This window comes from Haladaptatus litoreus (assembly GCF_900156425.1).
GTDB classification, from domain to species: Archaea; Halobacteriota; Halobacteria; order Halobacteriales; family Haladaptataceae; genus Haladaptatus; species Haladaptatus litoreus.
Genome location: NZ_FTNO01000002.1, coordinates 573,418 through 598,306, shown reverse-complemented (window position 1 = coordinate 598,306; position 24,889 = coordinate 573,418). Strand labels below are relative to the sequence as shown.

33 protein-coding genes and 1 tRNA gene are annotated in these 24,889 nt (G+C 58.9%); 10 read left to right on the top strand and 24 right to left on the bottom strand.

Features of this window, described 5'->3' with window-relative positions; all coding sequences use genetic code 11:
- Positions 1-48: 48 nt before the first annotated feature.
- The gene (locus BW974_RS26495; protein WP_245800084.1) at positions 49-210 is read left to right on the top strand and encodes a hypothetical protein; all 162 of its coding nucleotides are present in this window, start codon (positions 49-51) and stop codon (positions 208-210) included.
- Positions 167-529 (top strand): hypothetical protein, encoded by a 363-nt coding sequence (locus BW974_RS14170; protein WP_245800083.1) that lies wholly within the window; start codon positions 167-169, stop codon positions 527-529. The genes BW974_RS26495 and BW974_RS14170 overlap by 44 nt, the downstream gene beginning before the upstream one ends.
- A 143-nt stretch (positions 530-672) precedes the next feature.
- Here BW974_RS14170 and BW974_RS24690 read toward each other — a convergent pair whose 3' ends face one another.
- The 6 genes from BW974_RS24690 to BW974_RS14145 all read right to left on the bottom strand — a co-directional run bounded on the left by BW974_RS24690 (position 673) and on the right by BW974_RS14145 (position 3,638).
- Positions 673-921 carry a hypothetical protein gene (locus BW974_RS24690; protein WP_139328880.1) on the bottom strand — a complete coding sequence of 83 codons (249 nt, stop codon included), beginning with the start codon at positions 919-921 and terminating at the stop codon, positions 673-675.
- 2 nt (positions 922-923) lie between these two features.
- A complete protein-coding gene (locus BW974_RS14165) occupies positions 924-1,193 on the bottom strand; it encodes a hypothetical protein (protein WP_139328879.1) in 270 nt (89 codons plus the stop codon).
- Positions 1,194-1,416: 223 nt separating this feature from the next.
- Positions 1,417-1,869: a peroxiredoxin gene (locus tag BW974_RS14160; RefSeq protein WP_076430897.1), complete on the bottom strand. Its 453-nt coding sequence runs from the start codon at positions 1,867-1,869 to the stop codon at positions 1,417-1,419.
- Positions 1,870-1,920: 51 nt separating this feature from the next.
- Positions 1,921-2,355: an Hsp20/alpha crystallin family protein gene (locus BW974_RS14155; protein WP_076430896.1), complete on the bottom strand. Its 435-nt coding sequence runs from the start codon at positions 2,353-2,355 to the stop codon at positions 1,921-1,923.
- A 77-nt stretch (positions 2,356-2,432) separates the two neighbouring features.
- Positions 2,433-3,245, bottom strand: coding sequence for a prephenate dehydratase (pheA, locus tag BW974_RS14150; RefSeq protein WP_076430895.1), 813 nt, complete (start codon positions 3,243-3,245; stop codon positions 2,433-2,435).
- A gap of 48 nt (positions 3,246-3,293) precedes the next feature.
- Positions 3,294-3,638, bottom strand: coding sequence for a hypothetical protein (locus tag BW974_RS14145; protein WP_076430894.1), 345 nt, complete (start codon positions 3,636-3,638; stop codon positions 3,294-3,296).
- A gap of 225 nt (positions 3,639-3,863) precedes the next feature.
- Between BW974_RS14145 and BW974_RS14140 the strand changes: the two genes are divergently transcribed.
- Both BW974_RS14140 and BW974_RS14135 read left to right on the top strand, forming a co-directional pair.
- Positions 3,864-4,187: a TFIIB-type zinc ribbon-containing protein gene (locus tag BW974_RS14140; protein ID WP_076430893.1), complete on the top strand. Its 324-nt coding sequence runs from the start codon at positions 3,864-3,866 to the stop codon at positions 4,185-4,187.
- A 55-nt stretch (positions 4,188-4,242) separates the two neighbouring features.
- Positions 4,243-5,136 (top strand): ketopantoate reductase family protein, encoded by an 894-nt coding sequence (locus BW974_RS14135; RefSeq protein ID WP_076430892.1) that lies wholly within the window; start codon positions 4,243-4,245, stop codon positions 5,134-5,136.
- 18 nt (positions 5,137-5,154) lie between these two features.
- On the opposite strand, the gene BW974_RS14130 is transcribed toward BW974_RS14135, so the two are convergent.
- From BW974_RS14130 to BW974_RS14110, 5 genes are all read right to left on the bottom strand, one after another.
- Positions 5,155-6,201, bottom strand: a complete 1,047-nt coding sequence (locus BW974_RS14130) for a lysylphosphatidylglycerol synthase transmembrane domain-containing protein (protein ID WP_076430891.1) — start codon at positions 6,199-6,201, stop codon at positions 5,155-5,157.
- Position 6,202: 1 nt separating this feature from the next.
- Complete coding sequence (locus tag BW974_RS14125; RefSeq protein WP_076430890.1) at positions 6,203-7,705, bottom strand: sulfatase; 1,503 nt, start codon at positions 7,703-7,705, stop codon at positions 6,203-6,205.
- 81 nt (positions 7,706-7,786) lie between these two features.
- Positions 7,787-8,137, bottom strand: a complete 351-nt coding sequence (locus BW974_RS14120) for a NifU family protein (protein ID WP_076430889.1) — start codon at positions 8,135-8,137, stop codon at positions 7,787-7,789.
- A 108-nt stretch (positions 8,138-8,245) separates the two neighbouring features.
- Entirely contained in the window at positions 8,246-8,572 is a 327-nt protein-coding gene (locus tag BW974_RS14115) for a DUF5783 family protein (protein WP_076430888.1), read from the bottom strand.
- A gap of 48 nt (positions 8,573-8,620) precedes the next feature.
- On the bottom strand, positions 8,621-8,977 hold the full coding sequence (locus BW974_RS14110) for a hypothetical protein (RefSeq protein ID WP_076430887.1): 357 nt from the start codon (positions 8,975-8,977) through the stop codon (positions 8,621-8,623).
- Positions 8,978-9,112: 135 nt separating this feature from the next.
- On the opposite strand from BW974_RS14110, the gene BW974_RS26980 reads away from it, so the two are divergent.
- Both BW974_RS26980 and BW974_RS14105 read left to right on the top strand, forming a co-directional pair.
- Positions 9,113-9,235: a hypothetical protein gene (locus BW974_RS26980; protein ID WP_281247695.1), complete on the top strand. Its 123-nt coding sequence runs from the start codon at positions 9,113-9,115 to the stop codon at positions 9,233-9,235.
- Positions 9,236-9,239: 4 nt separating this feature from the next.
- Positions 9,240-10,235, top strand: a complete 996-nt coding sequence (locus BW974_RS14105) for a YeiH family protein (protein WP_076430886.1) — start codon at positions 9,240-9,242, stop codon at positions 10,233-10,235.
- Positions 10,236-10,262: 27 nt separating this feature from the next.
- On the opposite strand, the gene BW974_RS14100 is transcribed toward BW974_RS14105, so the two are convergent.
- From BW974_RS14100 to hemL, 7 genes are all read right to left on the bottom strand, one after another.
- Positions 10,263-11,684: a RecJ family nuclease gene (locus tag BW974_RS14100; protein ID WP_076430885.1), complete on the bottom strand. Its 1,422-nt coding sequence runs from the start codon at positions 11,682-11,684 to the stop codon at positions 10,263-10,265.
- A gap of 27 nt (positions 11,685-11,711) precedes the next feature.
- Positions 11,712-12,452 (bottom strand): uroporphyrinogen-III synthase, encoded by a 741-nt coding sequence (locus BW974_RS14095; protein WP_076430884.1) that lies wholly within the window; start codon positions 12,450-12,452, stop codon positions 11,712-11,714.
- Positions 12,449-13,561, bottom strand: a complete 1,113-nt coding sequence (hemC, locus tag BW974_RS14090; protein WP_076430883.1) for a hydroxymethylbilane synthase — start codon at positions 13,559-13,561, stop codon at positions 12,449-12,451. The genes BW974_RS14095 and hemC overlap by 4 nt, the downstream gene beginning before the upstream one ends.
- A gap of 251 nt (positions 13,562-13,812) precedes the next feature.
- Complete coding sequence (locus tag BW974_RS24685; protein ID WP_217694330.1) at positions 13,813-14,022, bottom strand: hypothetical protein; 210 nt, start codon at positions 14,020-14,022, stop codon at positions 13,813-13,815.
- Between the two features lie 120 nt (positions 14,023-14,142).
- Entirely contained in the window at positions 14,143-14,598 is a 456-nt protein-coding gene (locus tag BW974_RS14085) for a hypothetical protein (RefSeq protein WP_076430882.1), read from the bottom strand.
- Between the two features lie 54 nt (positions 14,599-14,652).
- The gene (locus BW974_RS14080; RefSeq protein WP_076430881.1) at positions 14,653-15,465 is read right to left on the bottom strand and encodes a DUF7847 domain-containing protein; all 813 of its coding nucleotides are present in this window, start codon (positions 15,463-15,465) and stop codon (positions 14,653-14,655) included.
- Between the two features lie 88 nt (positions 15,466-15,553).
- A complete protein-coding gene (gene hemL / locus BW974_RS14075; protein WP_076430880.1) occupies positions 15,554-16,894 on the bottom strand; it encodes a glutamate-1-semialdehyde 2,1-aminomutase in 1,341 nt (446 codons plus the stop codon).
- Positions 16,895-17,005: 111 nt separating this feature from the next.
- On the opposite strand from hemL, the gene BW974_RS14070 reads away from it, so the two are divergent.
- Entirely contained in the window at positions 17,006-17,239 is a 234-nt protein-coding gene (locus BW974_RS14070; RefSeq protein ID WP_076430879.1) for a hypothetical protein, read from the top strand.
- A gap of 38 nt (positions 17,240-17,277) precedes the next feature.
- Here the strand turns inward: BW974_RS14070 and BW974_RS14065 are convergent, their stop codons facing one another.
- Positions 17,278-18,462: an aspartate kinase gene (locus tag BW974_RS14065; RefSeq protein WP_076430968.1), complete on the bottom strand. Its 1,185-nt coding sequence runs from the start codon at positions 18,460-18,462 to the stop codon at positions 17,278-17,280.
- A gap of 86 nt (positions 18,463-18,548) precedes the next feature.
- A complete protein-coding gene (locus BW974_RS14060; protein ID WP_084186280.1) occupies positions 18,549-19,721 on the bottom strand; it encodes an ATPase domain-containing protein in 1,173 nt (390 codons plus the stop codon).
- Between the two features lie 71 nt (positions 19,722-19,792).
- On the opposite strand from BW974_RS14060, the gene BW974_RS14055 reads away from it, so the two are divergent.
- Together BW974_RS14055 and BW974_RS14050 are read left to right on the top strand one after the other, a co-directional pair.
- Positions 19,793-20,185, top strand: coding sequence for a hypothetical protein (locus BW974_RS14055; protein ID WP_076430878.1), 393 nt, complete (start codon positions 19,793-19,795; stop codon positions 20,183-20,185).
- Between the two features lie 86 nt (positions 20,186-20,271).
- Positions 20,272-20,344 (top strand) — tRNA-His (locus tag BW974_RS14050).
- A 109-nt stretch (positions 20,345-20,453) separates the two neighbouring features.
- Here BW974_RS14050 and BW974_RS14045 read toward each other — a convergent pair.
- From BW974_RS14045 to BW974_RS14030, 4 genes are all read right to left on the bottom strand, one after another.
- Positions 20,454-20,684, bottom strand: a complete 231-nt coding sequence (locus BW974_RS14045) for a DUF7120 family protein (protein ID WP_076430877.1) — start codon at positions 20,682-20,684, stop codon at positions 20,454-20,456.
- 102 nt (positions 20,685-20,786) lie between these two features.
- Positions 20,787-21,476: a hypothetical protein gene (locus BW974_RS14040; protein ID WP_076430876.1), complete on the bottom strand. Its 690-nt coding sequence runs from the start codon at positions 21,474-21,476 to the stop codon at positions 20,787-20,789.
- Positions 21,477-21,636: 160 nt separating this feature from the next.
- Complete coding sequence (locus BW974_RS14035) at positions 21,637-22,317, bottom strand: SOS response-associated peptidase (protein WP_076430875.1); 681 nt, start codon at positions 22,315-22,317, stop codon at positions 21,637-21,639.
- Between the two features lie 59 nt (positions 22,318-22,376).
- A complete protein-coding gene (locus BW974_RS14030) occupies positions 22,377-23,543 on the bottom strand; it encodes a CBS domain-containing protein (protein WP_076430874.1) in 1,167 nt (388 codons plus the stop codon).
- A gap of 90 nt (positions 23,544-23,633) precedes the next feature.
- Between BW974_RS14030 and BW974_RS14025 the strand changes: the two genes are divergently transcribed.
- Entirely contained in the window at positions 23,634-24,875 is a 1,242-nt protein-coding gene (locus BW974_RS14025; RefSeq protein WP_076430873.1) for an RNA-guided endonuclease InsQ/TnpB family protein, read from the top strand.
- The last annotated feature ends 14 nt before the right edge of the window (positions 24,876-24,889 follow it).

Here is a 24,889-nt window from a genome sequence, read left to right as displayed (position 1 = left end):
TGTGGCAATTGTTACAAGTATTCGAAAGAATGATACAAGCAACACGAGTTGAGCCAGCTCGTGGGCGAGTTCTGCGAAACCGCGCGCGACCACATCCGCGACACTCTCGCCGAGCGTCTGCCGCGGTTCGTCTGGGAGACGGAACACCCGGATTCGGCGAACGCCAGTGGACGTTGTCGGACACGCCGACGAGCATTTCGTCGCAGTTGAACTGGAATGGCGCAGGGCCGACCCGGTGAACAACACCGCGAAACTACTCTACTACGTGGACGAAGGCGAACTGGACGACTACGACCGTATTTCCGTGTTTCAGGTTTTTACGGGGTACTACGATTTGGCGTCCGGCGGGATTTCCTCGAAGCGCGAAATCGCCGAATTCGTCGGCGACGTGGCCGCGGACTCTTTCTCGCAGGTTTCGTTTTCGCCAGTGACATTCGGCCTCGAACCGCCAAAGCGGGGCGGCGAGTGGCCCGAGGAGTGGGAAGCAGTTGCCGAGGAGACCGTCGAGAAGATTGTTCGGCGAGTTTGAGTTGGCGTGATGAGAGTTGTCAGTTGTTACTATCCAGATTTCCAGTGACTTGTTTTTTATGTAGCTAGCTATTTCCGACTCCAATGAGACCGCAACCGCACCACAACAGGCCACTCCCTCTCCAACCGACTCCTTCGCTTCGCTCAGTCGCCCCTCGCGCGGGCAAACCGTTGGTTCGCCTTCGCGCGCCACATGAAAACGTTGAGTTTCGGAATCCTCACAATCACTCTGGCGCGTGCGCCAGCAGACCCGAGGCGTTCACCGCCGAGGGTCTGCTCTGGGTTCGCGCGAGGGATGACCGAGTGAAATGAGGGAATCGGTTGGGGAGGCGTGTGGGCGGGTGCGGGGCGGTTCTCATTGGAGTCGTGAACTGCGGATAAAAACTCGGCCAAAGCTACTCAACAGAATCGGCTGACTTCGACAGAAAGAGGCGATAGTCGAGTCCATACACCACGCCGTAGGCGATGAGAAGCGTTGACCCATACGAAACGACAGGAATAAGCAAAAACGGGATTTCAACCATGGAAAGTCCGAAAAGGGCGAGAGTCGCATAGAATAGCATCGGCAGTACGAAACCGAGGACGAACAACCAGATGATGACCTCGATTCGCCTCCGATGTCCATCCGGATTTCGAGTCCCCCAAACGAAGCCCCCGAGTACCATGGCGATGAGGAATCCGACGGCGATTCCCGTTCCACTGAAGGAAGTGGATTTCTCGCGTTGTAGAAAGATACCAGACGAGGACAGCGAACCCGCCAAAAACGAGATGAAATCCAGTTATAAGCCCCTGAACAGCGCCGACGGCCCCTTCTCGAAAGTTCGAACGAAGTTCCATAGCCGAACTGCTCAGCCAGTGGACAAAAATATGGTAGTTCAGGCCGACCAATCAGTTCAGTGCAACTAGTTCGTCGTCAAGCATATCCGACAGCACTTCGCGGGCGTGGCCATCCGGGTCAACGCCGTCGTAAACCGCCTTCACCTCGCCATCCGCCAGTACGAACGTCGTCCTCGGGGTGTAATCGTTCTCCACTTCCACGCCGAAGGCGTCGGCAATCTCGCCGTCTGGGTCGGCCAGCAAGTCGAATCCGAGGTCAAACTTCTCGGCGAAGGCTTCGTGACTCTCCACGTCGTCGGTCGAGACGCCGTACACCGTCGCACCTGCATCGCGGTACGACTCCAGTTCCGCGTTGAACTGCTTCGCTTCGACGGTGCATCCCGGCGTGTCGTCACGGGGATAAAAGTACACGACTGTGGGGGCTTCGAACTCCGGCGAAACCGTCTCGCCGTGCTGATTGTTCGCCGTTACTGCGGGCGCGTCGTCACCTGCTTCGAGCGTCATGTCCGGCGATTACGCCTGAAGTGGCAAGCCGTTTGTGGTTGCTCTTCCGGATTAGCTGACTTCGATGTTGTGCGAATCGTCGCTTCCGTTAATTTTCGGGAGCGACACGGTCAACACGCCGTTTCGATACTCGGCGGAGACGCTCGATTCGTCTACTGGGTCGGGGAGCGAGACGGTACGGCTGACCGAGCGCTGACTTCGCTCCTGTCGGAGATACTCCTCGCCTTCCTCCTTGACTTCGGATTCGTGTTCCGCGGAGATTCGAAGGCGGTTTTCCTGAAGCGTGATGTCGAGGTCGTCCTTTTCGAATCCCGGCAAGTCGGCGGTGACGACGTACTCGTCGCCGTTATCGACTACATCGACCGAAATCCCGCCGGTCTGCCAGTCCATTCCACCGCCGAGCTGGCCGCCCATCTCGTCGAACTGCCTGCCCATGCGCTCGAACATCTCCTCTAGTTCATCGAATGGATTCTTTCGTCGTGACATGCTCTCACCTGTGAATCCGTTCAACGTGCTAACGCTTAAAAATTCATGCCGGTTTAAATACTGGGCCGAGCCAAATCTCAGTCAGAACCGAACAAAACGTGTTCCGTGTCGTAGGAGCCGAGTTTTCGAACCCAACCGTTTTCGGCGAGTGCTTCGACTTCCGCGAGCGCCTCTTCGGTTCGCTCTTCGTACAATCCGGCCTCGAAATCAACGTGGAAGACGTAATCCCCGAGGCGTTCGCCGCTCGGACGCGATTCGACCCGCGTGAGGTTGATATCACGTTGGGCAAACGGTTCGAGAAGCGAGAGTAGGAGTCCGGGATAGTTCGCACTGGGATAGACGACGAGCGACGTTTTGCCGCCAGCCCGCGAGCGTTCGTTTGCAGGTGCAACGACGAAAAACCGAGTCGCGTTCGAGGTTCGTTCCTGAATGTCTTCCGCGAGAACCGTCAGTTCCTCGGCGTTGTCGGGGTGAGCAATCGCCGCCACGGAAGAGTCTTCGCGGGCGCGTTCGACGCCGCGGGCGGTGCTTGCGACTGCCTCCCGATTCGCGTCGGGGTACTCCGATTCGAGGTAGGCCCGACACTGCGCGAGCGCCTGTGCGTGGCTGGCGACTGTCTCGAAGTCGCCGGTCTGAGAAATCAGGGCGTGGCGAATCGGCGTCACGAGTTCGCGGACGACGGCGACGTCGTTTTCCGCGAGAGCGTCGAGCGTGGTCGTAACGCTTCCTTCGATGCTGTTCTCTATTGGGACGACGCCGCGGTGATACTCGCCGTCGGCGACCGATTCCACGATGGACGTGACCGACTCGCGGAACGAAACGTCGTCCGCGACTGCACGGGCGGCACGATGCGAGTACGTTCCCGCCGGGCCGAGCGTAACTGCCTGCATGCGGAGAAATCTCTGTTCAGCGGGGAAAAACGCGTCGGGGACGGCAAATTAAGCGTGTTCTCTGGCGGTCGTTCTATCAACCAATTTGTAAAACCGCTCCGCATCGCCGTCGGCGGTTCGCTCCTGATAGGCGAACGCAAAATCACCGGCGTCGAACGCGTCGAACCACCGTTTCCACGAGATGGGAGATTTGTCGTTTTCGTCAGTTGCGTCATCGGCGGTTGTGTCGTCGTCCGAATGGTCATCCGAGAACAGAATCCGAGGGATGGTGATGCCTTTTCCACCCGCTTTTTCCACGGCAGGACTGCCACCGTTTTTTTCGACCCACTGTCTGATAGTCCGGTGGTCTGTCGTCACTCGACTGTGTTCCGTATCGAGATTGGCATCCGTCATACTCTTCTGAACAATATTCCGTTAGTGAAACGTGTGCCTGAGCCTGATGCTTGCGAATGCAGGGAGACGTGAACGAGTTCGGGCATCTGGTGTGATGTAAGCAGGTTCGGTCGAAAGAGCGTATATGTTACGTTTCGAGGACAAGAAAAACAGCGTTCCGAACACGAAGCGGCGAAATACAGCACGGCGGTCGGATTTAAGATGAAGAACGACGATTCATCTCGCATGGTGAGTGACTCTGGTGAGCGGCCGGACGAGGAAACCGACGTGGAAAAAGTCGAACTCGGACAGGAAATCTACGACGGCGACGGAACCAAACTCGGCACCATCCGCGGCTTCGACGAGTCGGGGTTTTACGTCACGATGCGGGAGGGGTACGAAGCCCTCTCCATTGGGCACGCCCGCGCAGGCCACGAGTTCGGCGAAGCGGAGTTGATGTGGCGCTGTTCGAACTGCGGCGAAATGGGTGATTTGGACGACGGCCTTCCGGATACCTGCCCGAACTGTGACAAGCCGAAAGAAGACCTCTACTACTGGACTGAAGATTAAAATCGCGTCCTGAACGGAAGACTGGGTTTTTCACCCCCCACTTCCTCGGTCGGATATGGACATCGTCGTGTTCGGTGCGGGAAGCCTCGGAAGCCTCGTCGGTGGCTTGCTCGCCCGAGAGCACAAGGTCACCCTCGTTGGCCGCGACCCCCACGCGACCGAAGTGCGCGAATCAGGTCTTCGCGTCGGTGGCGAGTTCGATTTTCGAGTCCATCCGAACGCGACCAGCGACGGGAACGAACTACGAGCAGACTGCGCCATCGTGACGGTCAAGGCGTTCCAAACGGAGGCCGCCGCCGAGCAGTTGGCGACCGGCGAGTTCGACGCCGTACTCTCGCTCCAGAACGGGATGGGAAACGAAGAGATTCTTGCAGAACACCTCGATAGTCCGATTCTCGCCGGAACCGCGAGTTACGGCGCGGTGCTGACCGACCCCGGAACGGTCGAATGCACCGGAATCGGGGAAATCGTCCTCGGGGCACGGAAGGGGGGCGGTTCCGAGGCGGCGCGCCGCCTCGGAACCGCGTTTACGAGCGCCGGAATCGAGACGGAAATCGCGGCCGACATGCCGCGACGACTGTGGGAAAAGCTCGCGGTGAACGCCGGAATCAATCCGACAACCGCGCTTTCTCGGGTGGAAAACGGTGCCGTGCTTTCCGGTGAAGCCAACGAAATCGCCGCAACTGCGGCCCGCGAAACCGCGCGAGTTGCTCGTGCGGACGGCGTCGAACTGACCGACGAGGATGCCGTTTCTGCCGTCGAGACGGTCGCAGATGCGACCGTCTCGAACGTCTCGTCAATGCGTCAAGACGTGGAATCGGAGCGGAAAACAGAAATCGACGCGATAAACGGATACGTCGTCGCTCGGGGGGGAAAGCACGGTATCGAAACGCCGGTAAACCGGACGCTGTCGGGACTCGTGAAAACGTGGGAGCGGGAAAACGAGTGAGACGGATAACAGTGGTTGTCACGACCGCATAATCACGAACAGCGCCGCCAGACCGCCGATGACGAGAACGAACCAGTAACTCGCAAATCGGTAGATGAGGGTCGCCGCAACCGCCGACCCCGTCGTAATCGGGGCGAGTCCGACGATGAGAACGACCAGCGCGGCCTCGACTCCTGCCAGTCCGCCAGGCGTCGGCGTCAATCCTGCCAGCGTGCTGGCCGGAACGATGAACAGCACGAGCAGGAGTCCCAGCGGCAGTCCGAGCGACCGTCCGGCGAAGTACAGCGGTAGGGCGAAGAAAATCCATCCGGTGTACGAAAAGACCAGCGCGAACAGCAGTTCGCGGGGTTCTGCCGCGATTCGTTCCAACGACGCATAGAACCGCTCGATTCGGGTTCGAATGCCGTCAACCGTGATTCGGTTCGTTCGACTGGTGAACGGACGAGCAAGCCCAAGGACGAGGTCTTGGACGCGTTCGCGGAATCGCCATCCTGCGTAGGCAAGTGCCGGAACACCGAACGCCAGCACGACGAGTCCCTGCGCGAGCGTCTTCGCGTTGTCCGGAAGCGACGCCTGCAACAGGAGATAGCTTAACCCGAGCGCCGCGAAGTTGAAAAACGGCAGGAGGTTGAGCAAGTCCGCCGTCACGACGCTGGCGAGGCTATCCTCGTAGCTCGCTTCCGTATCCCGCGACAGGATGTAGGCGATAAATGGCTCGCCACCCGCCTGTCCGAGCGGTGTGACGTAGTTGGCGAACGTCGCCGCGAAATACGTGACGACGAGGCGTTTGAACTCCACTTTGATGTCGAGCACCGCGAGGACGATTTGCCACGCTTTGCCCCACGCCGCCAACCCGACGATCGTGGAGGCACAGGCGATCCACACCCACGTGTAATCCGCCCCTTGCAATGCGGAAATCACGCGCCGCCACCCGGCGACGACCACGAGCAGATAGAGAAGGACGCCCGCAATCACGAACCCCAGCAGTAGCTTTCCGGTACTCAAGCGTTCCGAAAGCCCTTCGGACAGCGCTTCTCCGCCGTCCGGTGCCGACTCGTCTGTCACGTTAGTCGATGTAACCGAGGTCTTGCAATCGACCCTTTGCGTCGTCGCTCATGTCGCCCAACACATCGTCGTCGGAGATTTCCTTCCACTCGCCGCCGACGGTTTCCTCGAACTCCGAGAGTGCGGCTTCGAGTTCGACTTCCTCCTCGCTTCCTTCGCCACGGGCATTGTGGAGTTCGTCGGGGTCGTCGTCCAAGTGGTAGAACTCGTCCGGGATGCGTTCGTTGCGGATGTATTTGGCGTCCGGACGGCGAGCCGAACGCATTCGGGAGTAGAACCGCGAATCCTTGTCTAACTGAATGTTCGCGCGCTTCGCTTTCTCTTCGAGTTGTTTCAGTTCTACGACAGGGCGGTAGTACTCCACGAAGGCACACTCGCCGTCGCCTGGAACGTCGTCTGCGAAGGAGCGATAGTCTTGGTTGAGGAGTGACCGCGCTTCATCCAGCGGACGAGTCGAACGCGATGCAGAGACGCCCGCGTGGTCGAGGATGGTGTGGTAGAGGTCGATGAGTTCGACCTGTTCGTCGCTCACGTCGGCGTCTAGTTCCGGATGTTTGACCATCAGTGGAACGTTGATGAGCGGGTCGTAGATACAGAACTCGTGGCCGTACAGGTCGTGTTCGTCGTGGAGTTCGCCGTGGTCGGCGCAGATGACGACCATCGTGTCGTCCCACTCGTCGTTCGCCTGCATCCACGCGAACAGTCGCTGAAGTTGGTCGTCGATGTGACGGATTTCCGCGTCGTAGAGGCCGCGAATCGCGTCCCACTCTTTGTCGCTAATGTCGCGCGCACCGCAGTTGAACTCCTTCGAGTTCTGGCACACCTTGGTCGAATCGACGTTCGGCGCGAACTGCTGTCGGTACTCCTTCGGCGGATGATACGGCAGGTGAGCGTCCATCAGGTTGATGAACGAGAAGTACGGCCCATCCGAGTCTCTGATGAACTCGATTGTTTGGTCGATGACCTGCGGCGTCTTCGAGTCCGCACCCTCACCACTGGCGAGGTACTCGTGGGCGACGTTGCCGAGACTGACGAGTTTGTCCGCGACAGTGCGGAGGTTCTCGTTGTCGTTCATCATCTTCCACGCCTTCGCCATCGGCCCGGAGAGGAAATCGCCGGGCATCACTTCGAAGAAGTTGTCTTGGTCGTCGAAGCCATCGGTGAGATGGGTGTACGGCGTTATCCACGCATTCGAGGAGTAACAGGAGGTGTCGTATCCGGCGGCAGAGAGCGTTTCTGCGAGCGTCGTCGCACCCTCGAGATATGGGTTTTCCTGACTCGCACCGTGTTCGCTGGGATACATGCCAGTGAACAGCGAGGCGTGAACCGGCAGAGTCCAAGGGGCCGGAGCAACTGCTTGCTCGAAAACAGTTGCATCCTCTGCAAACCGTTCGAGGCCCGGCGTCGTCGGTTTGTCGTATCCGTAGACGGAGAGGTGGTCTTTACGCACCGTATCCATCACAACGAATACCACATTCTTCGCCGTGGCGTCGTCGTTCGTCATACTGTCGCCTGCTACAGCGTCCGGTGGGATAAATATCGTGATTCCGTGCGTGGAATCGGCCGAAAACTAAAAATACGGGTGTTAGAAGGGAGCTTGCGGCCCTTCGTCGTCGCCGTCGTCGTCGCTAGTTTCGCCGGGGAAGGATGGACTCATTCCGCCACCGCCGCCACCCATTCCGGTGTCGGCGTTGACTTTCTCGATTTCCGGGATCTCTTTGACCATTCGGCTCTTGATAGCCTGAATCGTCATCGGGGAGATGCCACAACCGCTGCACGCGCCACCGAGCATGATGGTTACTTCGCCGGTTTCACGGTCTAAGTGCTGGATTGCCGCACTGCCACCGTGCATCTGAATCTGCGGGAAGTTACGGCGCAGGAAGTTGCTGACCCGTTCTTCGAGGTCGTCGCCGTCTCCCTGAGTTTCGGTGCTCATATGGCCAGATATGGTTCCAGCCTCCTTAGGCCTTTCCACTGTCCACGAATCGAATTTGGCGAGCTTTGCCGATTATTTTCCTCGGATTCGCGTCGTTCGCCGAAAACGTTAGTTACTCGATTGGAGTCCAAACACACGCGCCAGTTCCGACTCGATTCGCTCGACGTAGGTATCGAGGAGTTCTTCCAATTTCTCGTCCTTGACGAGCACTCCCTGAACCCGGTCAACGGGATTCTCGGGGAGTTCGACGCGGAACTCGCCATCGCCCTCGTAGAACGGTTCGCTCTCGTTCAGCACTTGCTGGTCGATGGCGTGAATGACTTGTGAGTCGTACTCCTCGTTCATGTAGTTGAAAGCGTTCTTGTACGCTCGCTGGAGTTCGTTGAAGTAATGAACGTACTTGTCCTCGAACTTTTCGGGGTCGAACTCGGTCATGGACGAAACGTAGAGAGGGCCGGGTAAAAATGGGACTATTCGAGGCGTTCACCACACGACGACGAGACCGAGGAGGCCACCGATAACCAAACCGACGCCGACGAACAGAACTGAATCCACGACGTGAAATGCGTTGTCGGCGTTCAGATGCGCGTCTTTCGCAGTGTAGCCGATTTCGACGGCGGCGTGTGCAGTGTTACCCGGCGTGGCAGTCGTCGCCGCGAAGTAGCCGAGGAGTACGACTGCGCCGAGTCCGGTTCCGAGCAACGCGACTGGCCCGCCGAAGCCAACAGAGATGCCGAAAATGACGACACCAACTGTGAGGAGTGCTGTGATTCCGGCAGTTCCGACTGCCATACCGAGAAGCCGCCAGTCGATACCGCCAGCCGAACTGTTCGAATCCATGATACAGATACACAACCGTTCGCTATTAGTGTATGGGAGAGTGACACGACTGGTTGGCCGCCACGAAAGGGAATATATTCGTGGCGGGACGAACTGGATACACCATATCGGGCGAACCGTGAAAGTCGCAAATCCATGATTCGGGTGGTCAGGACACTACAACAGTGGGTCGGAAATCTCGACCGAGACTGGCAAGCAGTACTCGTCGGCCTCTGTCTTCTTTGTTTCGTGCTAGCAGGTGGGACGATTCCGTGGTAACACGATGAAAAACAGAAAGAATCTCCTTCTCGGTGTCCTCCTTCTCTTTGCAATCGGTCTGCTCGGGCGAGCGATTTCGCTCGCCCTGCCGTTTCTCGATTACCTCATCGCGACGATTCTCGTCGGCGTCCTCGTCGGAAACACGGTCGGAAAACCGGCGTGGGCGAAAGCAGGCGTCGAGACGCACAAACTCTGGCTGGAGGCGGGAATCGTCCTCCTCGGCGCAAGCGTCGCCTTCGACCGCATTGCCGACGCCGGGGCAACCCTCCTCCTGCTCATTCTGGGAACCGTCGTCATCGCAGTCCTCTCCGTCGAGTTACTCTCGCGCCACTGTTTTAGCATCACGGAAAAAACTGGGTCACTGCTCGCCGCCGGGTCGAGCATCTGCGGCGTGTCGGCGGTCGTCGCGGTTGCTGGCAGTATCGACGCCGACGAAAGCCAAATCGCCTACGCCGCCGGAACTGTCCTGCTGTTCGATACCCTGACGCTCATCGTCTATCCCATGTTCTGGCACGCGTTTTCCATCCCGGATAAGGTGTTCGGCATCTGGGCAGGATTGACGATGTTCAGCACTGGCCCGGCCACTGCGGTCGGCTTTTCGGTTTCGGACACGGCAGGGGAGTGGGCAGTGCTGGTCAAACTGGCCCGAAATGCGCTCATCGGCCTCACCGCCGCCGGATACGCGCTGTACTATCTCCGAAATACGAACGATTGCGAAAGGACACGAAAAACGGGTCATCTCTGGCAAACCTTTCCGAAATTCGTCTTCGGATTTCTACTCTTGATGCTTTTAGCAACCGTCGGCGTCATCGACGCGAATCACGTCACGTCGCTCGAACACGCCTCGAACTGGCTGTTCATGCTCGCCTTTGCCGGATTGGGTCTGGAACTCCAACTCGACGAACTGCGCGAAACAGGCTTCGAACCGATTGCGGTCGTACTGGTGAGTTTCGTCGTCGTGAGTGGAAGTGTGCTCGCAGTGCTCCACGTCGTTCTGTGACCTCGCATTGACGGAATTCAGACCCGTTTATTCCAACTGCTCGCCGACGATTTCGTCGGCGCGCTCGATAAATGTGGATTCCTCTCCTTTCGGCACCGTCGCTCCGGCGGCGACGTTGTGACCGCCACCGTCGCCGCCGACCGCGCGGGATGCCTCTTTCATCACCACCGAGAGGTCAAGTCCCTTGCGCGTGAGTCCGGGCGTCCCGCGCCCGGACACTTTCACCTCCTCTTCGTTTTTCTCGGCGAAGGCGAAGATTGGCGTTCCGCGGTCGATACCGTCCGCGCCGACCGCCATCCCGGCGACGATGCCGACGATGGTTTCGCGAACGCGGTCTTCGGCGTGGAACCACTGCACGTTCTCTTCTTTCGTAACTCCCTCGGTCTGCACCCAACTGATTGCCTCCGAAAGGTTGCGTCGGTGGTTCGTCAGCAGTGTTCGCGCGCGCTCCAGCGCATCGCCGCGGTCGCCGAGACAGACGGCGAGTCCGACATCCGCCCGTTCGTACCGCGCTGTTGCGTTGAGCAGGGTCGAAAATTCGCTCACGTCGCGGAGTTCAGCTCCCTCTTCCTCGGCCGCGAGAGTGTAGGATGTGCCGACGAGTCCTTCGATTTTCTTCGCAGGGACACCTTTTCGCATCGCACGTTTGACCAGCGCGCTGGCGACGGTTTGGCGTTCATCGTCGGTCAAATCGACCCAGCGCCGCCAGTCGCCGTCTTCCATCAGATCGATACCGACACCGTCGAGAAATCGGAGGACGCCGTTTTTGTTGTTCGAAATGCCGGGGATGTACACGTCGGTGGCGTATTCGAGCAGTTTCGGGAGCGGTCTGGTCTGTTTCCCGTACAGCGCGAGGTCGGTTCCGGTTTCGACGACACCAGCCTCGATTCCCTCCTCTACGATTCCGGTATTCGCACCCACGAGTTCGCCGTCCGAGATTTGCATGTCGCCGACGGCACCGACGACGGCGAGCGCGGCGAGGTCGCGGTTGTCGGACTGGTCAGCGTTCTCGGCTTCGAGCGCCCGCGCGAGGACGTAACTCGCCCCGGCACCGGAGAGTTCCGACGAGCCGTCAAGACCGAACAGTAGAGGATTGAGATGAAATTCGGTGTCTGCGTCGGCTGGCTGGTGGTGGTCGGCGATGACGGGCGTAAAATCACCAGCGGATTCGTGTTCCGCGATGATGTCGAGTTGTCCGCTTCCGAAGTCGGTGAACAGCACTGTGTCGTATTCTGTGGCCGCGATAGACGCGATTTCTTCGGCGTCGAGTTGCTTGCTGAACACCGTTTCGAACGGAATCCCAGCGCGGGAAAGTGCGGACGACGCAATCGCGGCGCTCGTCAGCCCGTCTGCGTCGATGTGCGAAGCGAGGAGAACTTCATCCGCGTCGCGTAATCTATCCGCACAGGTCATCGCACGCTCGCTCAGTTCCGGAACCGGAGCACTCATCGGTACATCCTTGATTCGTCTTCCCGTTTAAATCTCCGCCCTGTCGGTCGTATCGGTGATTCGTTCGACCGCTTCGCGTACCAGTTGGTCGAACGAGGCCGTTTGCGGGACGACATCGACGCGAATCCCGTGGTCGCGAGCGGTATCGTGAGTTGGCCCGCCAATCGCACCGACGGTCACGTCTTCGAGGTTGTCCAGCGTCTCGTCTCGAATTCCGCGCTCTTCCGCGGCCTCCAAGAAATGTTCGACCGTGAGCGGCGAGGTGAACAAAGCGGCGTCGAGGTCGCCCTCTGCGGCGAGTTCTGTGGACTCTCCCGAACCCTTCGGTCGAACGAGTTCGTAAAGCACAGTTTCGTGCACCTCCGCGCCAGCGTCTTCGAGGCCGTCGAGCAGCACGTCGCTTCCGTGGTCGCTGCGGGCGACTTCGACGCGTTTTCCGTCCACGTGGTCTGCGAGCACTGCGACGAGGCCGCGCGAGGAGAATTTGTCGGGAACGATATCGACCTCGTAGCCGTGCTCGCGGAGGCTCGCGGCGGTTCCCTCGCCGATGGCGCAAACGGTGGCCTCGCCGGGATTCCAACCCGCTTCGTATGCCAATTCGACGCCCGTCTTGCTCGTCAGGACGACGAAATCGGCGTGGTTCGGTTTCTTCCCCGTCGGATGAACCGCCAGCATCGGGTCTGGAACCGGGTCTGCGTCGAGTGATTCGAGGAGGGAGACTGCATCTTCCAGTCGCTCGTCATCCGGACGGAAGACGGCGATTTTCATTCAGCATCAGCCCCCGTTTCCTTTCGAGCCTCGGCGATGAGGTCGCGGGCACCCTTGTCCGCCAGTTCTGCCGCGACTTTCTTCGCGCCGGTAACGTGCGTTTGAATCGGAACATCGCGCTTCATCGAAACGGTTTCCGACCCGTCCTGACTGAACACTTGGACTTCGACGTGGACGTTCTCACCTTGAATGATGGCGTGGACGCCAATCGGGGCGATACAACCGCCGTTCAGTTCGCGGAGAATCGTCCGCTCGACGGTCGTTTCGACCCGCGTCCGTGGATGGTCGAGCACCGTGTTAATGTCCTGCGAAAGCTCGTTGTCGAGCGTCGTGACCGCCAGCGCACCTTGTCCGGGCGCGGGAACGAACTGGCTCTGTGGCAATCGGTCGTATTCGACTTGGTGAGCGAGTCCGCTTCGCTGGAGTCCCGCCTCGGCGAGAACGATTGCGTCGTACTCCGTCTCGACCTCGCGTTCGAGCGCTCGTCGTTTGATTTCGGAAAGGTCGTCGAACCACTCCTCGACGCGCTTGTCGTAAGGGAACTCGTAGCTGTCCTTCTTTCCAGAATGGGCCTTTCGCTCCTTTTCCTCCTCGGTGCGTTCTTCGTGTTCCGCTTGGAGTACCGGCGCGAGTAGTTTCTCGATTCGCGTATCGACGTTTCCGCGGAGCGGTTCGACCGTGAGGTCAGGTCGGTGGTTCAGCAGTTGTGCTTTCCGGCGTAGGCTGGACGTACCGACCACTGCACCCTCTCGGAGCGCGTCGATTGGCTTCCCATCCGGCGTAACGAGTACGTCGTTCGCGCTCGCGCGCTCGGGAACGCCCGCGACGATGAGTTCGCTTGGATGCTCTGTCGGCATGTCCTTCATCGAGTGAATCGCCCCATCCACTTCTTCGTCCAGCACTTTTCGATCCAAGTCCCGGACGAACGCGCCCGTCTTCCCGAGTTCCGTGATGAGTGCGTCGTCCAACTGGTCGCCCGTCGTTTCCACTTCGACCAGTTCCACCGAAAACCGGCGGTCTTCCAGCGCCGCCGTTACCTCCCCAGATTGTCGAATGGCGAGGTCTGACCCCCGCGTCGCCAATGTAATCTCCTTTCCGCGATTGCTCATATCACACTCTGCGCACCGGATGGTAAAACCATCTTCGAACACCACCTTTTGCTGTGTGAGCGCGGCAGTGCCGCGCTCACTGGCAAAATCTGGACCAAAAGCACCGGAAGACGTTCCTGCTCACTGCGTTCCGCGGGCGTGCGACTTCCGAGCCATTCGCTCGCTCCTCTCACGAAGACATTCCTCACCACCTCCGGGGGATTCGTCGGCCCGCTCGTTCGTCACTGCGTTCCTCACTCGCGGAGAAGCGGCTAGCCCGCTGCAGTCGTGTCATCGGCAATAGCGTAGCAGTTGGTTGGTCTGCTGATTTCAGGAAGCGTGGTTCGGACACCTGCGCCAGCGGTCGGCGCAGGTGTCCGAACGACCAGGAGGAAAGGAGAGTACGAGGCAAGCGTTCTGCCTCGACTGCGAGCGGGGAGGAACGACCCGCGAGCGAGGACAGTCGTGCCGACTGCTGGCACGACTGTCCGCATGCGGTTTTTTGGAGTCTGGAGTTCCTGCTGTGCTGTAAATCGGCCAGCTAGAGAGTACAGAACATCCGCAACAGGAGAAATATAGAACTCGTCATAAATCTCATATATTCACGGAACGCCGAGATTCAGGTGGCGTTCCCGAAGATAGTACAGCGCGAGGGGAACGCTCAGGGCGAATCCAGCGACGAGGGCGAGCGAGATGTCGATGGTGAGGATACCGACAACCACCGTGACGACGACTCCAAGCAGTCCTACGAGAGCGAAATTTTGACTCGATGGCTCCCACCCCGTTTCGGCGCGGTTGATGGCGACCGTATCCTGAAACACTGCCAGCGGGAGAATGACGATGAGGATAGCGAATGGAATCCCCATCGCGGCCATCGAAACGAGCAGCGCGTGTTCGAGTGGATTGTCCGGGCCGAACAGCAAATCCGGTTCCATCGAGATGGCGAACGCGACCCACGCGACGGTCACGAGCCAGAAGCCGAAGACGATGGGCACCGCCGCAATCCAGTACCACCAGCGCGACTGCACCCGGTCGCCGGAAAGCTGTGGGCGTCTCATTACCACGTTGTTGGGACGGGGGGATAAAACGAATGTCGCCTGCGGAACAGCAGACTATCCCGAAACGGGAACCCGGATTTCGCGGTAGAACGCGACCGAGTACGTCGCCATGAAGCCGCCGAAAACGCCGGAGAGGACGACGAACAGAGCTGCAATTGCGAGAAGAATCCCGAGCGAGGGGTCGGAAGCCGCAATCGGCATCTCAGCGGATTGCGACGTTGGATTCGTGAGAATGGACACAACCGCACCGAAGACGCCAAAGACGGAACCAGCGACGGTTGCGAGAATCACGTAGCCGAACGTGCCGAGGAGGTGGGAACGAACGCATCGGTAGCTGTGCTTCAATCCCGCGATGGCCCCAATGTTCTCGATGACGATGGCCTGTACGTAGAACTGAAGGAAGAAGAACGTGAGGAAGAACGCGCCGAACACGAGGATGGCGAGGAGGGCGAAGACGCCGAGCACCGCGAGACTCGGTTCTCCGTTGGTGGCGAATATCGTACCGATGCCGATGAAAGCCCCGAAGACGAACATGATACTAATCACGAATCCAACTGCGATGAGGAGCAGGTAGACGCCGAACACCGGGACGTAGTGGGATTTGCCTTCGGAAATGAACGTGCCGAAGCGTGTTTTTCCTTCGATTCCCTCGTTTGCCATGCCGATGAGTCCGTCTTGAACGAAGGGCGTGACGAATATCATCAGGAGGCTAAGAGCGAGCGACAGCAGGCCCGCGACAACGGGATTGATAGCCTGTGCGAGAAGTTGCGGGAGTTGAATCAGCCCAAAGAGGGCTGTAACGAGGATGATAACGGGGTTCCGGAGGACTGCTCCACCGGCGGTTCGGAGGGCACTAATGACGGCCATACATAATTATTCTCGAACCGAACTAATTAACCTTGTTACTTCTTTCGAAGTTTCAAAAATTTCGTATATTTGTGGCCAGTTACGGCATCTAGAGCGCTTTTTTGTACGCTTCCAGCGTTTCCTCGATGTCTTCCTCGGTGTGTGCGTAGCTGATGAACTGGGATTCGAACTGGTTCGCCGTGAGGAAGATTCCTTGGTCGAGCATGGCGGGCCAGAAGAGACGTTCCCAACGTTCGGTTTCCGCGCGATCAACGTCGGTTTTGTCCTTCGGACAGAAGTCGAATCGCGGACAGTCCGGATTCTGCTGGCATCCTGCCTCGCACTGGCCTTCCAAGTCGCGGGGGCCGTCACGCGTGAAGATGACTTTGAACATGCTGTCCTGTCCAACCACGGTGTACTCCGGCGCGCGGTCTGCGAGGATGTCGGTCAGCCCCGACCGAAGTTCGTCACCGAGGCTGTTGACGTGGTCGTACACGTCGTTTTTCGCGGCGAATCGAAGCATCTCCAATCCCGCAGTGAGCGAGAGCGGATGGCCGGAGTAAGTTCCTGCCTGAAACACGTTTCCGGTCGGTGCGAACTGTTCGATGATGTCCGCCCGCCCGCCGATTGCGCCGACCGGGAAGCCGCCGCCGATGATTTTGGCGAAGGTCGTCAGGTCTGGCGTAACACCGAACTTGCCCTGAGCGCACTGCAGGCCGCCGATTCGGAACCCGGTCATCACTTCGTCGAAGACGAGCAGTGACCCGTGCGCCTCGGTCAGTTCTCGCAACGTTTCCAGATAGCCGTCAACCGGGGGAACGCTGGCGTAGTTCCCGAGAATCGGTTCGGTCATCACGCACGCGATTTCGTCGCCGCGTTCCTCGAACAGTTCGCGCGCGGCCTCGGCGTCGTTGAACGGCAGTGTAATCGTTTCCTCCGCAAATGCCGCCGGAATGCCGCTGGAACTCGGTTCCGAGGTTCGGCCAGCCGCGCCCTGCACCAACGTCGATTCCTGCGCGCCGTGGTAGCCACCCTGCATGACCACGATTTTGTCGCGTCCGGTGTAGCCGCGGGCGAGGCGAACCGCGGACGCGGTCGCCTCCGTCCCGCTGTTGACGAACCGAATCATCTCGACGCTCGGGACGTGGCGAGTGACGAACTCCGCGAGTTCGACTTCAACCTCGGCAGGTGCACCGTACATCGGCCCGTCCGCGAGTTGGGACTGGAGCGCCGACTGAACGGACTGGGGCAAGTCGTGACCCAACAAAAGCGGCCCGTAGCCGCCCACGTAGTCGAGATAGCGGTTCCCGTCGGCGTCGATGACGTGCGCGCCGTCGCCGCGTTTCACGAAGAACGGATGCGGCCGAACTGCCCGGACTGGGGAGTTGACGCCACCCGGCGTCACGGATAGCGCGCGGTCGTACAGGTTTCGAGAGCGCTCGCGGTTCATAGTCGGCCGATTCGGACTGCCGGGTAAAGTTTGTGTCGAGAAAAGCGCGGACAGGGTGAAACAAATTGTCGGTTCGAAATAGGTATCTGTCGATTGTTTGAATTGAGATCCATGACGACGGTTTCTGCCCGCGATGCCCTCCTGTATGCGACTGGTGACGAGATGCTGAAACTCTACGGGAGTCTCATTGGGTCGTGGGTTTTGGCGTTTTTCACCCAGTTCGTGTTGCAAACATCGGTACAACCGATTATGCAGTTCGGGGCAGTCGTCGTCCTCCTCGCAAGCGGTATCGCATTCATCAGTAGTGTGGTCGCAATCGCGTACAAAGTGCTGGCAGAGAGTTGATCAAGAGAAATCGAAAGTCAGCCTCCAAACTAAATTGCTTACTGCTGAAAGTGGTCTTGCAGGATTTCAAGCGTCTTCTCGCGGTCATCCCAATCCACGAACAAAGCAACACTGGTTGCGCTGGTAATCAAGTCGTGGATGTTGATGTGAGCCTCTGCAACTGGCTGAACGAGTTCGTGGATGATACCCGGTTGGTTCGGGAGTTCGCCGCCAGTAACCCGAATCACGGCGATTGGGTCGTCCACGGTGACACTGGATAACGAAGGTTCGCCGATGACCTCCTGATGAAGGATGTTCTCGGCGCGTTCCGCGAGTTCGGTATCGACGTAGAACGTGATGCTGTCCATCCCGCTGGCTACGGCGTCGATGTTGATTTCGCTGTCACCGAGCGCGGTGGAGAGGTCGGCGAGGATACCGGGACGGTTTCGAATCGCGCGTCCGGCCAGCGTCATGCAGGCGAGAGGCGACTCTCGCATGTCGATGAGATTTTCGAACTTTCCGGTGACGCTCGTTCCGCCAGCGAGCAGGTCGCCGTGCTGGTAGTGAACGACGCGAACGTGTAGGTCGTCGTCCTTGTACGAAAGGGCCGACGGTGCGACGACTTCCGCCCCGCGGAAGGAAAGATTTCTGAGTTCGTCCACCGTGATTTCCCCGACGTTTCGCGCGCCCTCCACGACGCTCGGGTCGCCGGTCATGACGCCCTCCACGTCGGTCACGATGACGACTTCGTCGGCGTCCATGTAGGTGCCGAGCATCACGGCCGTCGTGTCGCTTCCACCGCGTCCGAGGGTGGTGACGCCGCCCTCTTCGTTTTCGGCGAGGAATCCCGTGATAACCGGAACCGTTCCGTTCAACTCGCTGGCGAGTTCGGCGGCGCGTTCTTTGGTTTTCTCGGCGTTCACTTCGCCGCGCGAGTCGGTGACGATGGGCCACTCGTCTCTGCCCGGTTCGACGAAGAGTGCATCCACTCCGCGTGCGGAGAGGGCGGCTTTGAGCATTCGAACGCTCGTTCGCTCGCCCATGCTGACGATTTCCGCGCGGTCGGGTTCGTCCGCGTCGAATTTGATTTCGTCCAGCAGTTCGTCGGTAGTGTTGCCCATCGCGCTGGCGACGACGGCGATTTCGTGTCCCGCCTCTACTGCGGCGGCAATGGAATCTGCGGCCCGGTTGATGCGGTCACCGCTTCCGAGGCTGGTGCCTCCGAATTTGGCGACTACACGCACCGAACCACCGTCCGTGGTCGGCAATTCATGCGCAGGCATAGCAACGGTGGCAAGATAACTGCTTTCATGTCCGGAATTTCTGCCAGTTAATTCTCAGCGTCCGCTTCCGACGGTTCACCCGGTGGAGACGGTTTCTCATCGGGGGATTCGGTCGGTTCGGATTCGTCGGGGTGAGAATCATCGGCTTTGTCTGTCGCGTCGGATGTTCGACCGGGCGACGATTTTTTCGAGGATGACTCGCCGAGGTGAGAGTCATCCTCGGATTTTGATGGCGAATCCAACAGCGCTTCCGATTTTTCGAGTTCTTCGAGGGGGTCGAACGAAACCAATCCATCTCCGGCCGTGTACTCGTAGGCGATCCATTCGGGAATCGTGAGGACGCCGTTCATCTTTCGGATTCGAATCCGTTTGACCAGCACGTCCTCGATGACCGAGCCGTTCAACTGCAAGTCGATGAGGCCGTCCATGACGTAGGCCATGTCGTGCGGGAAGACATCTCCTTCTCCGGCGAAGGTAGCCCCCGCAAACACCGGAACGAAGCGACCTTTGCACACGTCTGCCCGCACGTCCTTGACGAAATCGTAGGCTTGCACTGGTTGCACCAGCGTTCCGAACTCGGTCAACGAGTCGATGACGACGACGCCGGAGTCGCTCATCGACAGCGATTCGAGGCAGTTGTCGAGTTTGTTTTGGAGTTCGCTCGTATCGCTCGGGTCGCGCACGGTGGTCGTCGCGGAACTGGTGACGCGATGAAGAAATTGGTTCCAGTCGTCCATTCTGGCGAACATCCGTTTTCGGTCGCTAACTCGGTAGGTAAAGCAGTCGATGACGTGCAGTTGCCCCGTTTCGAGGTACGGCAGAACGTTCCACTCCAAGGAGAGGAACTGTTCGACCACGGAGACGGGCGGTTCGGTGAAACTGAGAACAATCGCAGGTTCGTCGCGTTCGAGTGCTCGCCAGACGAGTTCGGACTGAATCGCACTGTCCCGCGTGCCGCCTTCCCCCGACACGAGGACGAAGGAGTTGCGCGGCAACCCCTGCGGAAGATGGTCATCTAATCCAGAAACGCCTGTAGCAATCTGTCGAAATCCGTGATATTCGGTGAACACCCGGTCGTTTTCCGCCATTTCGTCCCGGCACGTCTCCGAGCAAAATTCGTAGGTGTCGGCCTCGTACTGTGACAGAACAGGCTCTTCGGGACAGGGAAGGCGACAGAAATCACACCGATTTCGCTCATTTCCGCCGGGTATGTCACTCATGAACAAACGTTGGCACGCGAACGAAATGAAGCTACTCCCACTTTTAATGCGTGAGAGTGAGAACACCACCTATGCGCGTTCGAGATGCAGTGGAAGCGGACGGGGGACGCCTCGCGGCACTCGCCGACGTTCCAACCGAAGTGATGGCCGACGTGGTACACGACCGAACCGTCTCCGTGGCCGAATCCGACGAGAAAATAGAGGGATTCGTCGGCTTCGAAGCCGACGAGGAGACGGTTCACGTCACGCACCTATTCGGCGCGAAAACGGCCTGCGAGCGCCTCATCGACGAACCGATTCGGTTCGCCGAACGTGAATCGATGCCGGTCGAAATTCTCCTCCCAGAACCGGAAGAAGACATCGCGGAGGTTGCAGAGAACGCCGGGTTCGAGGAATCCGAATCCGGCCCGTGGTTCGACGGCCAGCGAACCCGTCGGTTTCGACTGGAGAATCCGGAGAGGTGAGTCGCGTTCGCACGGTAGAGATAACCACAGTACACGCCCACTTTCGAAACGTATTTTAATCTCACCGGGTAACCACGATATGCGTGTCCGGGTTGGGGTAGTGGACTATCCTCCAGCCTTGTGGAGGCTGGGACGCGGGTTCGATTCTCGCACCTGGACCTTTCTTCCGTACACAAATCCGCGAGCACCGCGTAGCGTGTGCTCGCGTTAGCGTCTGCGCTACCGTTCTACCAAAATTCACTGATGAAACGACAGGTGTCTCGAAACGTTAGAGCGGTTCGTCGCGCTGGCTGGCAGGGTCGTGCTGGTCATCGACAGCCTGGGTGAACAGGTCATCGTCCAGTTGGTCGTCAGTGTCGTCAACCGCTCCGTAGGACGAGATGCCGAGCGAGAGCAGGTCTTCGACCGCTTTCTCGCGGTTCAGGAAATCGCCTTGGTCGACGAGACGGTCGATGTCGCTGTCGATACGGTCGGGTATCGCCACTTCGAATTTTGCCATACATCCACTCCGTACCAGAGACGGATTAAATAGCCGGATTCGATACGAGCGTCAGCGACCGGTGAAAATATGTGAGTTCGAATCCGTCAGAACGCAGACCGCCTACTCCTCGGCGGAGTATTCGACGGTTATCCTGCTGACACCGTAGATGTCGTCCCAGTCTTTGTCCTCGTCCATCAGCAGAATCAGTAGCGTAACCTCACCGTCTGCTCCCGCTTCTTCGAGGCCACCAGGGCGAACGTCGATGACGTATTCACCGTTTTCGTCTTGGGAAACCTGTTGCGTTCGCTCGATGAGAGTGCCGTCGGTGCGAGTGAAGCGCGACTCGTTGCTGAGTTCTCCGTTAGCGTAGACGAGGAAGTACGGTTCACCCTGCACAGTACCGTGTTCCGCCGGGTCGATGTCGTCCATCACCGTGTCGGCGTTGATTTGCAGGCTGAAGTCCGAGTAGCCGCCACTGCTCGCCTCAGTCGTGTCCACGAGTTCGACGTTCTGGATTCGAGGTTCGTCCCGGTCTTCCTCGTCCATGTTGTTCTGGAGCGGTGTGTTCGGCGGCGTCGGTTCCGACCACGATTCCGACTCCGATTCGGTGGTCGTCGTGGTGGTCATCGTCATAGTCGTGGTAGTTGTTGTCGTGGAAGAGCCCGCTGTCTCCGTCGTGGTCTGTTCGGTCGGGGAAGCTCCCGTCGTCGTCGTTTCGGTGGTTGTCTCTCCGGACGAGCCGAAACCGCTACAGCCAGCCAATAAAACAGTGAAAACGACTGCTATCGTGAGAAGTCCGTTGCGTTTCATCCATTCTCGTCGTAACGCCCTGGTGGGATTATTATGGACCCCGTAACCTGCGGGTTATGCGTCTCGTAAGTATCAGAGGAAAACATTTGAATCTGAGCAGTAAACGCGCAAAATCCAAGAACACAGTTACGTAGGTTTGTTCTCACTCCAGAAAAACCGCTTAGCTAAAATCTCCCAACCCTGTCTGTGCATCCTCCTCCGCCATCACTTCTGCCACCAACTCCGGCGAATCGTTTTTCGGACTGTTGACCCGCTTCGAGACGGGATAGGCTCGCATCTCGTTGCCGGGGAACGTATCCAACACCGATTCGAACTCCTCTTCGTCATCGTGAAGCCACCGTGATTCCTCGTCTTCCGCCAGAATCACGGGCATTCGATGATGAATCTCGCCGACGAGGTCGTTCGGTTCGGTCGTGACCACCGTAAACGAGGTTTTCTGTTCGCCGTTCTGCCACGGTTCCCACAGTCCGGCCATCGCAAACGGTTTTCCATCCGCTCTGGTCATCCGATATGGCTGTTTTCCGGTCGCCGTTTTCTTCCAGTCGTAGAAGCCATCCGCGAGGACGAGACAGCGGCGTTCGCGGTAAGCGTCCCGAAACGTCGGTTTCTCGGCCAGCGTCTCCGCGCGAGCGTTGATGTGGCCGCCGCCGAACTCGTCGGCCCAGTGGGGGACGAAACCCCACGTCGGAAAGTGCATTTCGTCGGGTGCGTCATTCCGGACAACTGGATGGTCTTGGCCCGGCGCGACGTTGTATCGGGGTCGGATCGGGCGGGTCGGGACTGCGTCGAATCGCTCCGTGAGGTCGGCTTCGGGAGCGAACAGTGAGAGACGACCGCACATGGAAGAACGTTCGCTCGGAACAGGGTTAAACACGACGTTAGGAGTCAACGGGAGGACAGTTAGGAAGGCTGTTCGCGGGGCGCCAGTTCTTCTTCGGAGCGACCGCTGCTTTTGATGATGTCGAACGCCGTCATCAGGTCGGTTCGGGAGATGATACCCGCAATCTCTCCCTCGGCGTCGATAACCGGCAAACGACCGATGCCGTGCTGTTGGATGGTTTCGAGGGCGTCCAAGGCATTGCTGTCGGCGGGAATCGTCTTCACGTCGGTGGACATCACTTCCCGAACTCTGTAGGCGTCGCGTTCGACAGGTCGAACGCTCCGCGCGTCGTCCAAGGTTATCATCCCGACGAGTTCGCCGTCGTCAACGACCGGATAGCCGGTGTGACGCTGTTGGAACATCATTTCCAGCAGGTCGGCGATGGAGGTGTCCGACGAGACGGTTTCTAAGTCCGTTTCGTCGGTCATCACGTCGCGGACGAGAACGCCGCTGAAAGCCGCCGAGAGGACGGTTTGCTGCGCTTCGCCGGTCGCCCCGATGTAGATGAAAAAGGCGATACCGATGAGGATGATGTTGCCAGCGAATAGGCCGAACAGGCCGAGGAGGATGGCGAACAGTTTTCCGACTTCGGCGGCGGTTTGCGTTGCTTCGGCAAACGGCCGCGTTCGTGCGAGCAGTGCGCGCAAGACTCTCCCGCCGTCCATCGGGAAACCGGGAAGGAGGTTGAACACGGCAAGCACGATGTTCATCAGCGCGAGGTAGGCGACGACGAACCGAACCGCGTCCATCTGCACCGGAATGGCGAACAGCGCGAGATAGGAACCGACGCCGAGGGCGATGCTGACGACCGGCCCTGCGATTGCGATGAGCAGTTCTTCGAGCCAGTCCTCCGGTTGGTCCGTGAGGCGGGCGATACCGCCGAAAATCCACAGTGTGATTGAGTCTATCGGGAAACCGAATCGCATTGCGACGACCGAGTGGCCGAGTTCGTGGAGGACGACGCCAACGAACAGACCGACTGCGGCGGCGGCTCCGAGAATCCACGGCATCATTCCGGTCGTCAGCGGTTCGGTTGTCAGTCCGAGTCCCAACAGCGGGTTCATTATTTCGACCCAGTCGCCGACCTGCGTCCCGATGAGCCACGCGAACACGGGCAGGATGAGCAGGAAGGTGAGGTCGAGTTTAATCGGGATGCCGAACGCACTCCCGATTTTGAAGCTACGCATGGGGGTATCTAGCGTCGGAAACGTCTTAAACTTCTTCGCGCTCAAATCGTCTCCGAAGTATTCAAGGGGGCGCTCCGGGGAGAAAATAGCGTGAGCGGTCCTGAATATTTCAAGCGGACAGCAGTAACTCGCCTCGCGGTCGATTCGACCGACCACGAGCACCTGCTGGCGATGGTGCGCGAATGGAAACGCGGGTGTCAAATAGCTGTTAACACAGCATGGGGGAACTGCCACACGCGCAGTGAGGTGCAAAAGCTCGCCTACGATGTCCTCCGCGAGCGAACCGACCTCGGCAGTCAGCACGCCGTCCTCGCAACCCATCGCGCCGCGGAAGCGATAAAAGGCGTTCTCGATAGAAACGACGGTACAACCGAAAACGCCGACAAGCCGACCTTCACCAGTCCGACGGTTGTCTACGACACGCGGACGATGACGCTGTTCGACGACAGGGCGGTCAGTTTGACGACGACCGAAGAGCGCGTTCACTGCGACCTCGTCTTTCCCGACGGGAGCTATCTGACGCAGTATTTGAACGATGACCGATGGGAAGCGGCAAAGAGTAACCTCTGCTATCGCGACGGCCAGTTCGATTTACATCTCGGCTTTCGAGCAGAGCGACCGGAAATCGGCGCGTCGGACGAAGTCGAATCGAGCGAAAACGACGCCACGGTTCTCGGGGTCGCACTCGGCGTCGAAAACGTGGCAGTAACCAGCACCGCTCGGTTCTTTTCCGGCGAGAAACTCGACCATCGTCACCGCGAATTTTCGGAACTCCGGACGGCCCTCCACGAAACAGACACCCGGAGCGCACTCCGAACCCTTCGGCAGGCAGGCGACAAAAACGACAATTTCGCGCGAGATACCCTCCACACCGTCGCGGGCGGAATTGTCGAGGAAGCCGAAAAACACGGCTGTTCAGTCATCGCGTTCGGTGAACTCGAAGCGGTACGAGAACTGCTTCCCGAAGCCGACGAGTTCCACGCGTGGGCGTTCGAGCGACTGTTCGATTTCGTCGCCTACCGGGCAGAAGAGCACGGAATCACGGTTGCACAGGTGAATCCGGAGTACACTAGCCAGCGATGTACGTCCTGCGGATTCACGCACCCGCAGAACCGCGACGCCGAACGAACTCATTTCGAATGTCTCAAATGCGGTAACGAGGCGAACGACCACTACAACGCGGCGAAAAACGTCGGGTTTCGATGCATTCGCCGCGGGCCACTCTCGTCGCGCGGCGTCGGCGCGAAATACTGTGCGCTCGGTTCGGGGCGAGTCACCCCGGACGGGGATTTCGTTCCGAACGAGGAACTCGCGGAAGTGCAAAAACCTTAGCCCCTGCCGCGTGA

Coding starts and splice junctions, on each gene's coding strand:
- BW974_RS14165 (WP_139328879.1), bottom strand. CDS start 1,193: ATGGTACTCGGGGGCTTCGTTTGGGGGACTCGAAATCCGGATGGACAT.
- BW974_RS14160 (WP_076430897.1), bottom strand. CDS start 1,869: ATGACGCTCGAAGCAGGTGACGACGCGCCCGCAGTAACGGCGAACAAT.
- BW974_RS14155 (WP_076430896.1), bottom strand. CDS start 2,355: ATGTCACGACGAAAGAATCCATTCGATGAACTAGAGGAGATGTTCGAG.
- pheA (WP_076430895.1), bottom strand. CDS start 3,245: ATGCAGGCAGTTACGCTCGGCCCGGCGGGAACGTACTCGCATCGTGCC.
- BW974_RS14145 (WP_076430894.1), bottom strand. CDS start 3,638: ATGACGGATGCCAATCTCGATACGGAACACAGTCGAGTGACGACAGAC.
- BW974_RS14140 (WP_076430893.1), top strand. CDS start 3,864: ATGGTGAGTGACTCTGGTGAGCGGCCGGACGAGGAAACCGACGTGGAA.
- BW974_RS14135 (WP_076430892.1), top strand. CDS start 4,243: ATGGACATCGTCGTGTTCGGTGCGGGAAGCCTCGGAAGCCTCGTCGGT.
- BW974_RS14125 (WP_076430890.1), bottom strand. CDS start 7,705: ATGACGAACGACGACGCCACGGCGAAGAATGTGGTATTCGTTGTGATG.
- BW974_RS14120 (WP_076430889.1), bottom strand. CDS start 8,137: ATGAGCACCGAAACTCAGGGAGACGGCGACGACCTCGAAGAACGGGTC.
- BW974_RS14115 (WP_076430888.1), bottom strand. CDS start 8,572: ATGACCGAGTTCGACCCCGAAAAGTTCGAGGACAAGTACGTTCATTAC.
- BW974_RS14110 (WP_076430887.1), bottom strand. CDS start 8,977: ATGGATTCGAACAGTTCGGCTGGCGGTATCGACTGGCGGCTTCTCGGT.
- BW974_RS26980 (WP_281247695.1), top strand. CDS start 9,113: ATGATTCGGGTGGTCAGGACACTACAACAGTGGGTCGGAAATCTCGAC.
- BW974_RS14105 (WP_076430886.1), top strand. CDS start 9,240: ATGAAAAACAGAAAGAATCTCCTTCTCGGTGTCCTCCTTCTCTTTGCA.
- BW974_RS14100 (WP_076430885.1), bottom strand. CDS start 11,684: ATGAGTGCTCCGGTTCCGGAACTGAGCGAGCGTGCGATGACCTGTGCG.
- BW974_RS14095 (WP_076430884.1), bottom strand. CDS start 12,452: ATGAAAATCGCCGTCTTCCGTCCGGATGACGAGCGACTGGAAGATGCA.
- hemC (WP_076430883.1), bottom strand. CDS start 13,561: ATGAGCAATCGCGGAAAGGAGATTACATTGGCGACGCGGGGGTCAGAC.
- BW974_RS14085 (WP_076430882.1), bottom strand. CDS start 14,598: ATGAGACGCCCACAGCTTTCCGGCGACCGGGTGCAGTCGCGCTGGTGG.
- BW974_RS14080 (WP_076430881.1), bottom strand. CDS start 15,465: ATGGCCGTCATTAGTGCCCTCCGAACCGCCGGTGGAGCAGTCCTCCGG.
- hemL (WP_076430880.1), bottom strand. CDS start 16,894: ATGAACCGCGAGCGCTCTCGAAACCTGTACGACCGCGCGCTATCCGTG.
- BW974_RS14070 (WP_076430879.1), top strand. CDS start 17,006: ATGACGACGGTTTCTGCCCGCGATGCCCTCCTGTATGCGACTGGTGAC.
- BW974_RS14060 (WP_084186280.1), bottom strand. CDS start 19,721: ATGAGTGACATACCCGGCGGAAATGAGCGAAATCGGTGTGATTTCTGT.
- BW974_RS14055 (WP_076430878.1), top strand. CDS start 19,793: ATGCGCGTTCGAGATGCAGTGGAAGCGGACGGGGGACGCCTCGCGGCA.
- BW974_RS14045 (WP_076430877.1), bottom strand. CDS start 20,684: ATGGCAAAATTCGAAGTGGCGATACCCGACCGTATCGACAGCGACATC.
- BW974_RS14040 (WP_076430876.1), bottom strand. CDS start 21,476: ATGAAACGCAACGGACTTCTCACGATAGCAGTCGTTTTCACTGTTTTA.
- BW974_RS14035 (WP_076430875.1), bottom strand. CDS start 22,317: ATGTGCGGTCGTCTCTCACTGTTCGCTCCCGAAGCCGACCTCACGGAG.
- BW974_RS14030 (WP_076430874.1), bottom strand. CDS start 23,543: ATGCGTAGCTTCAAAATCGGGAGTGCGTTCGGCATCCCGATTAAACTC.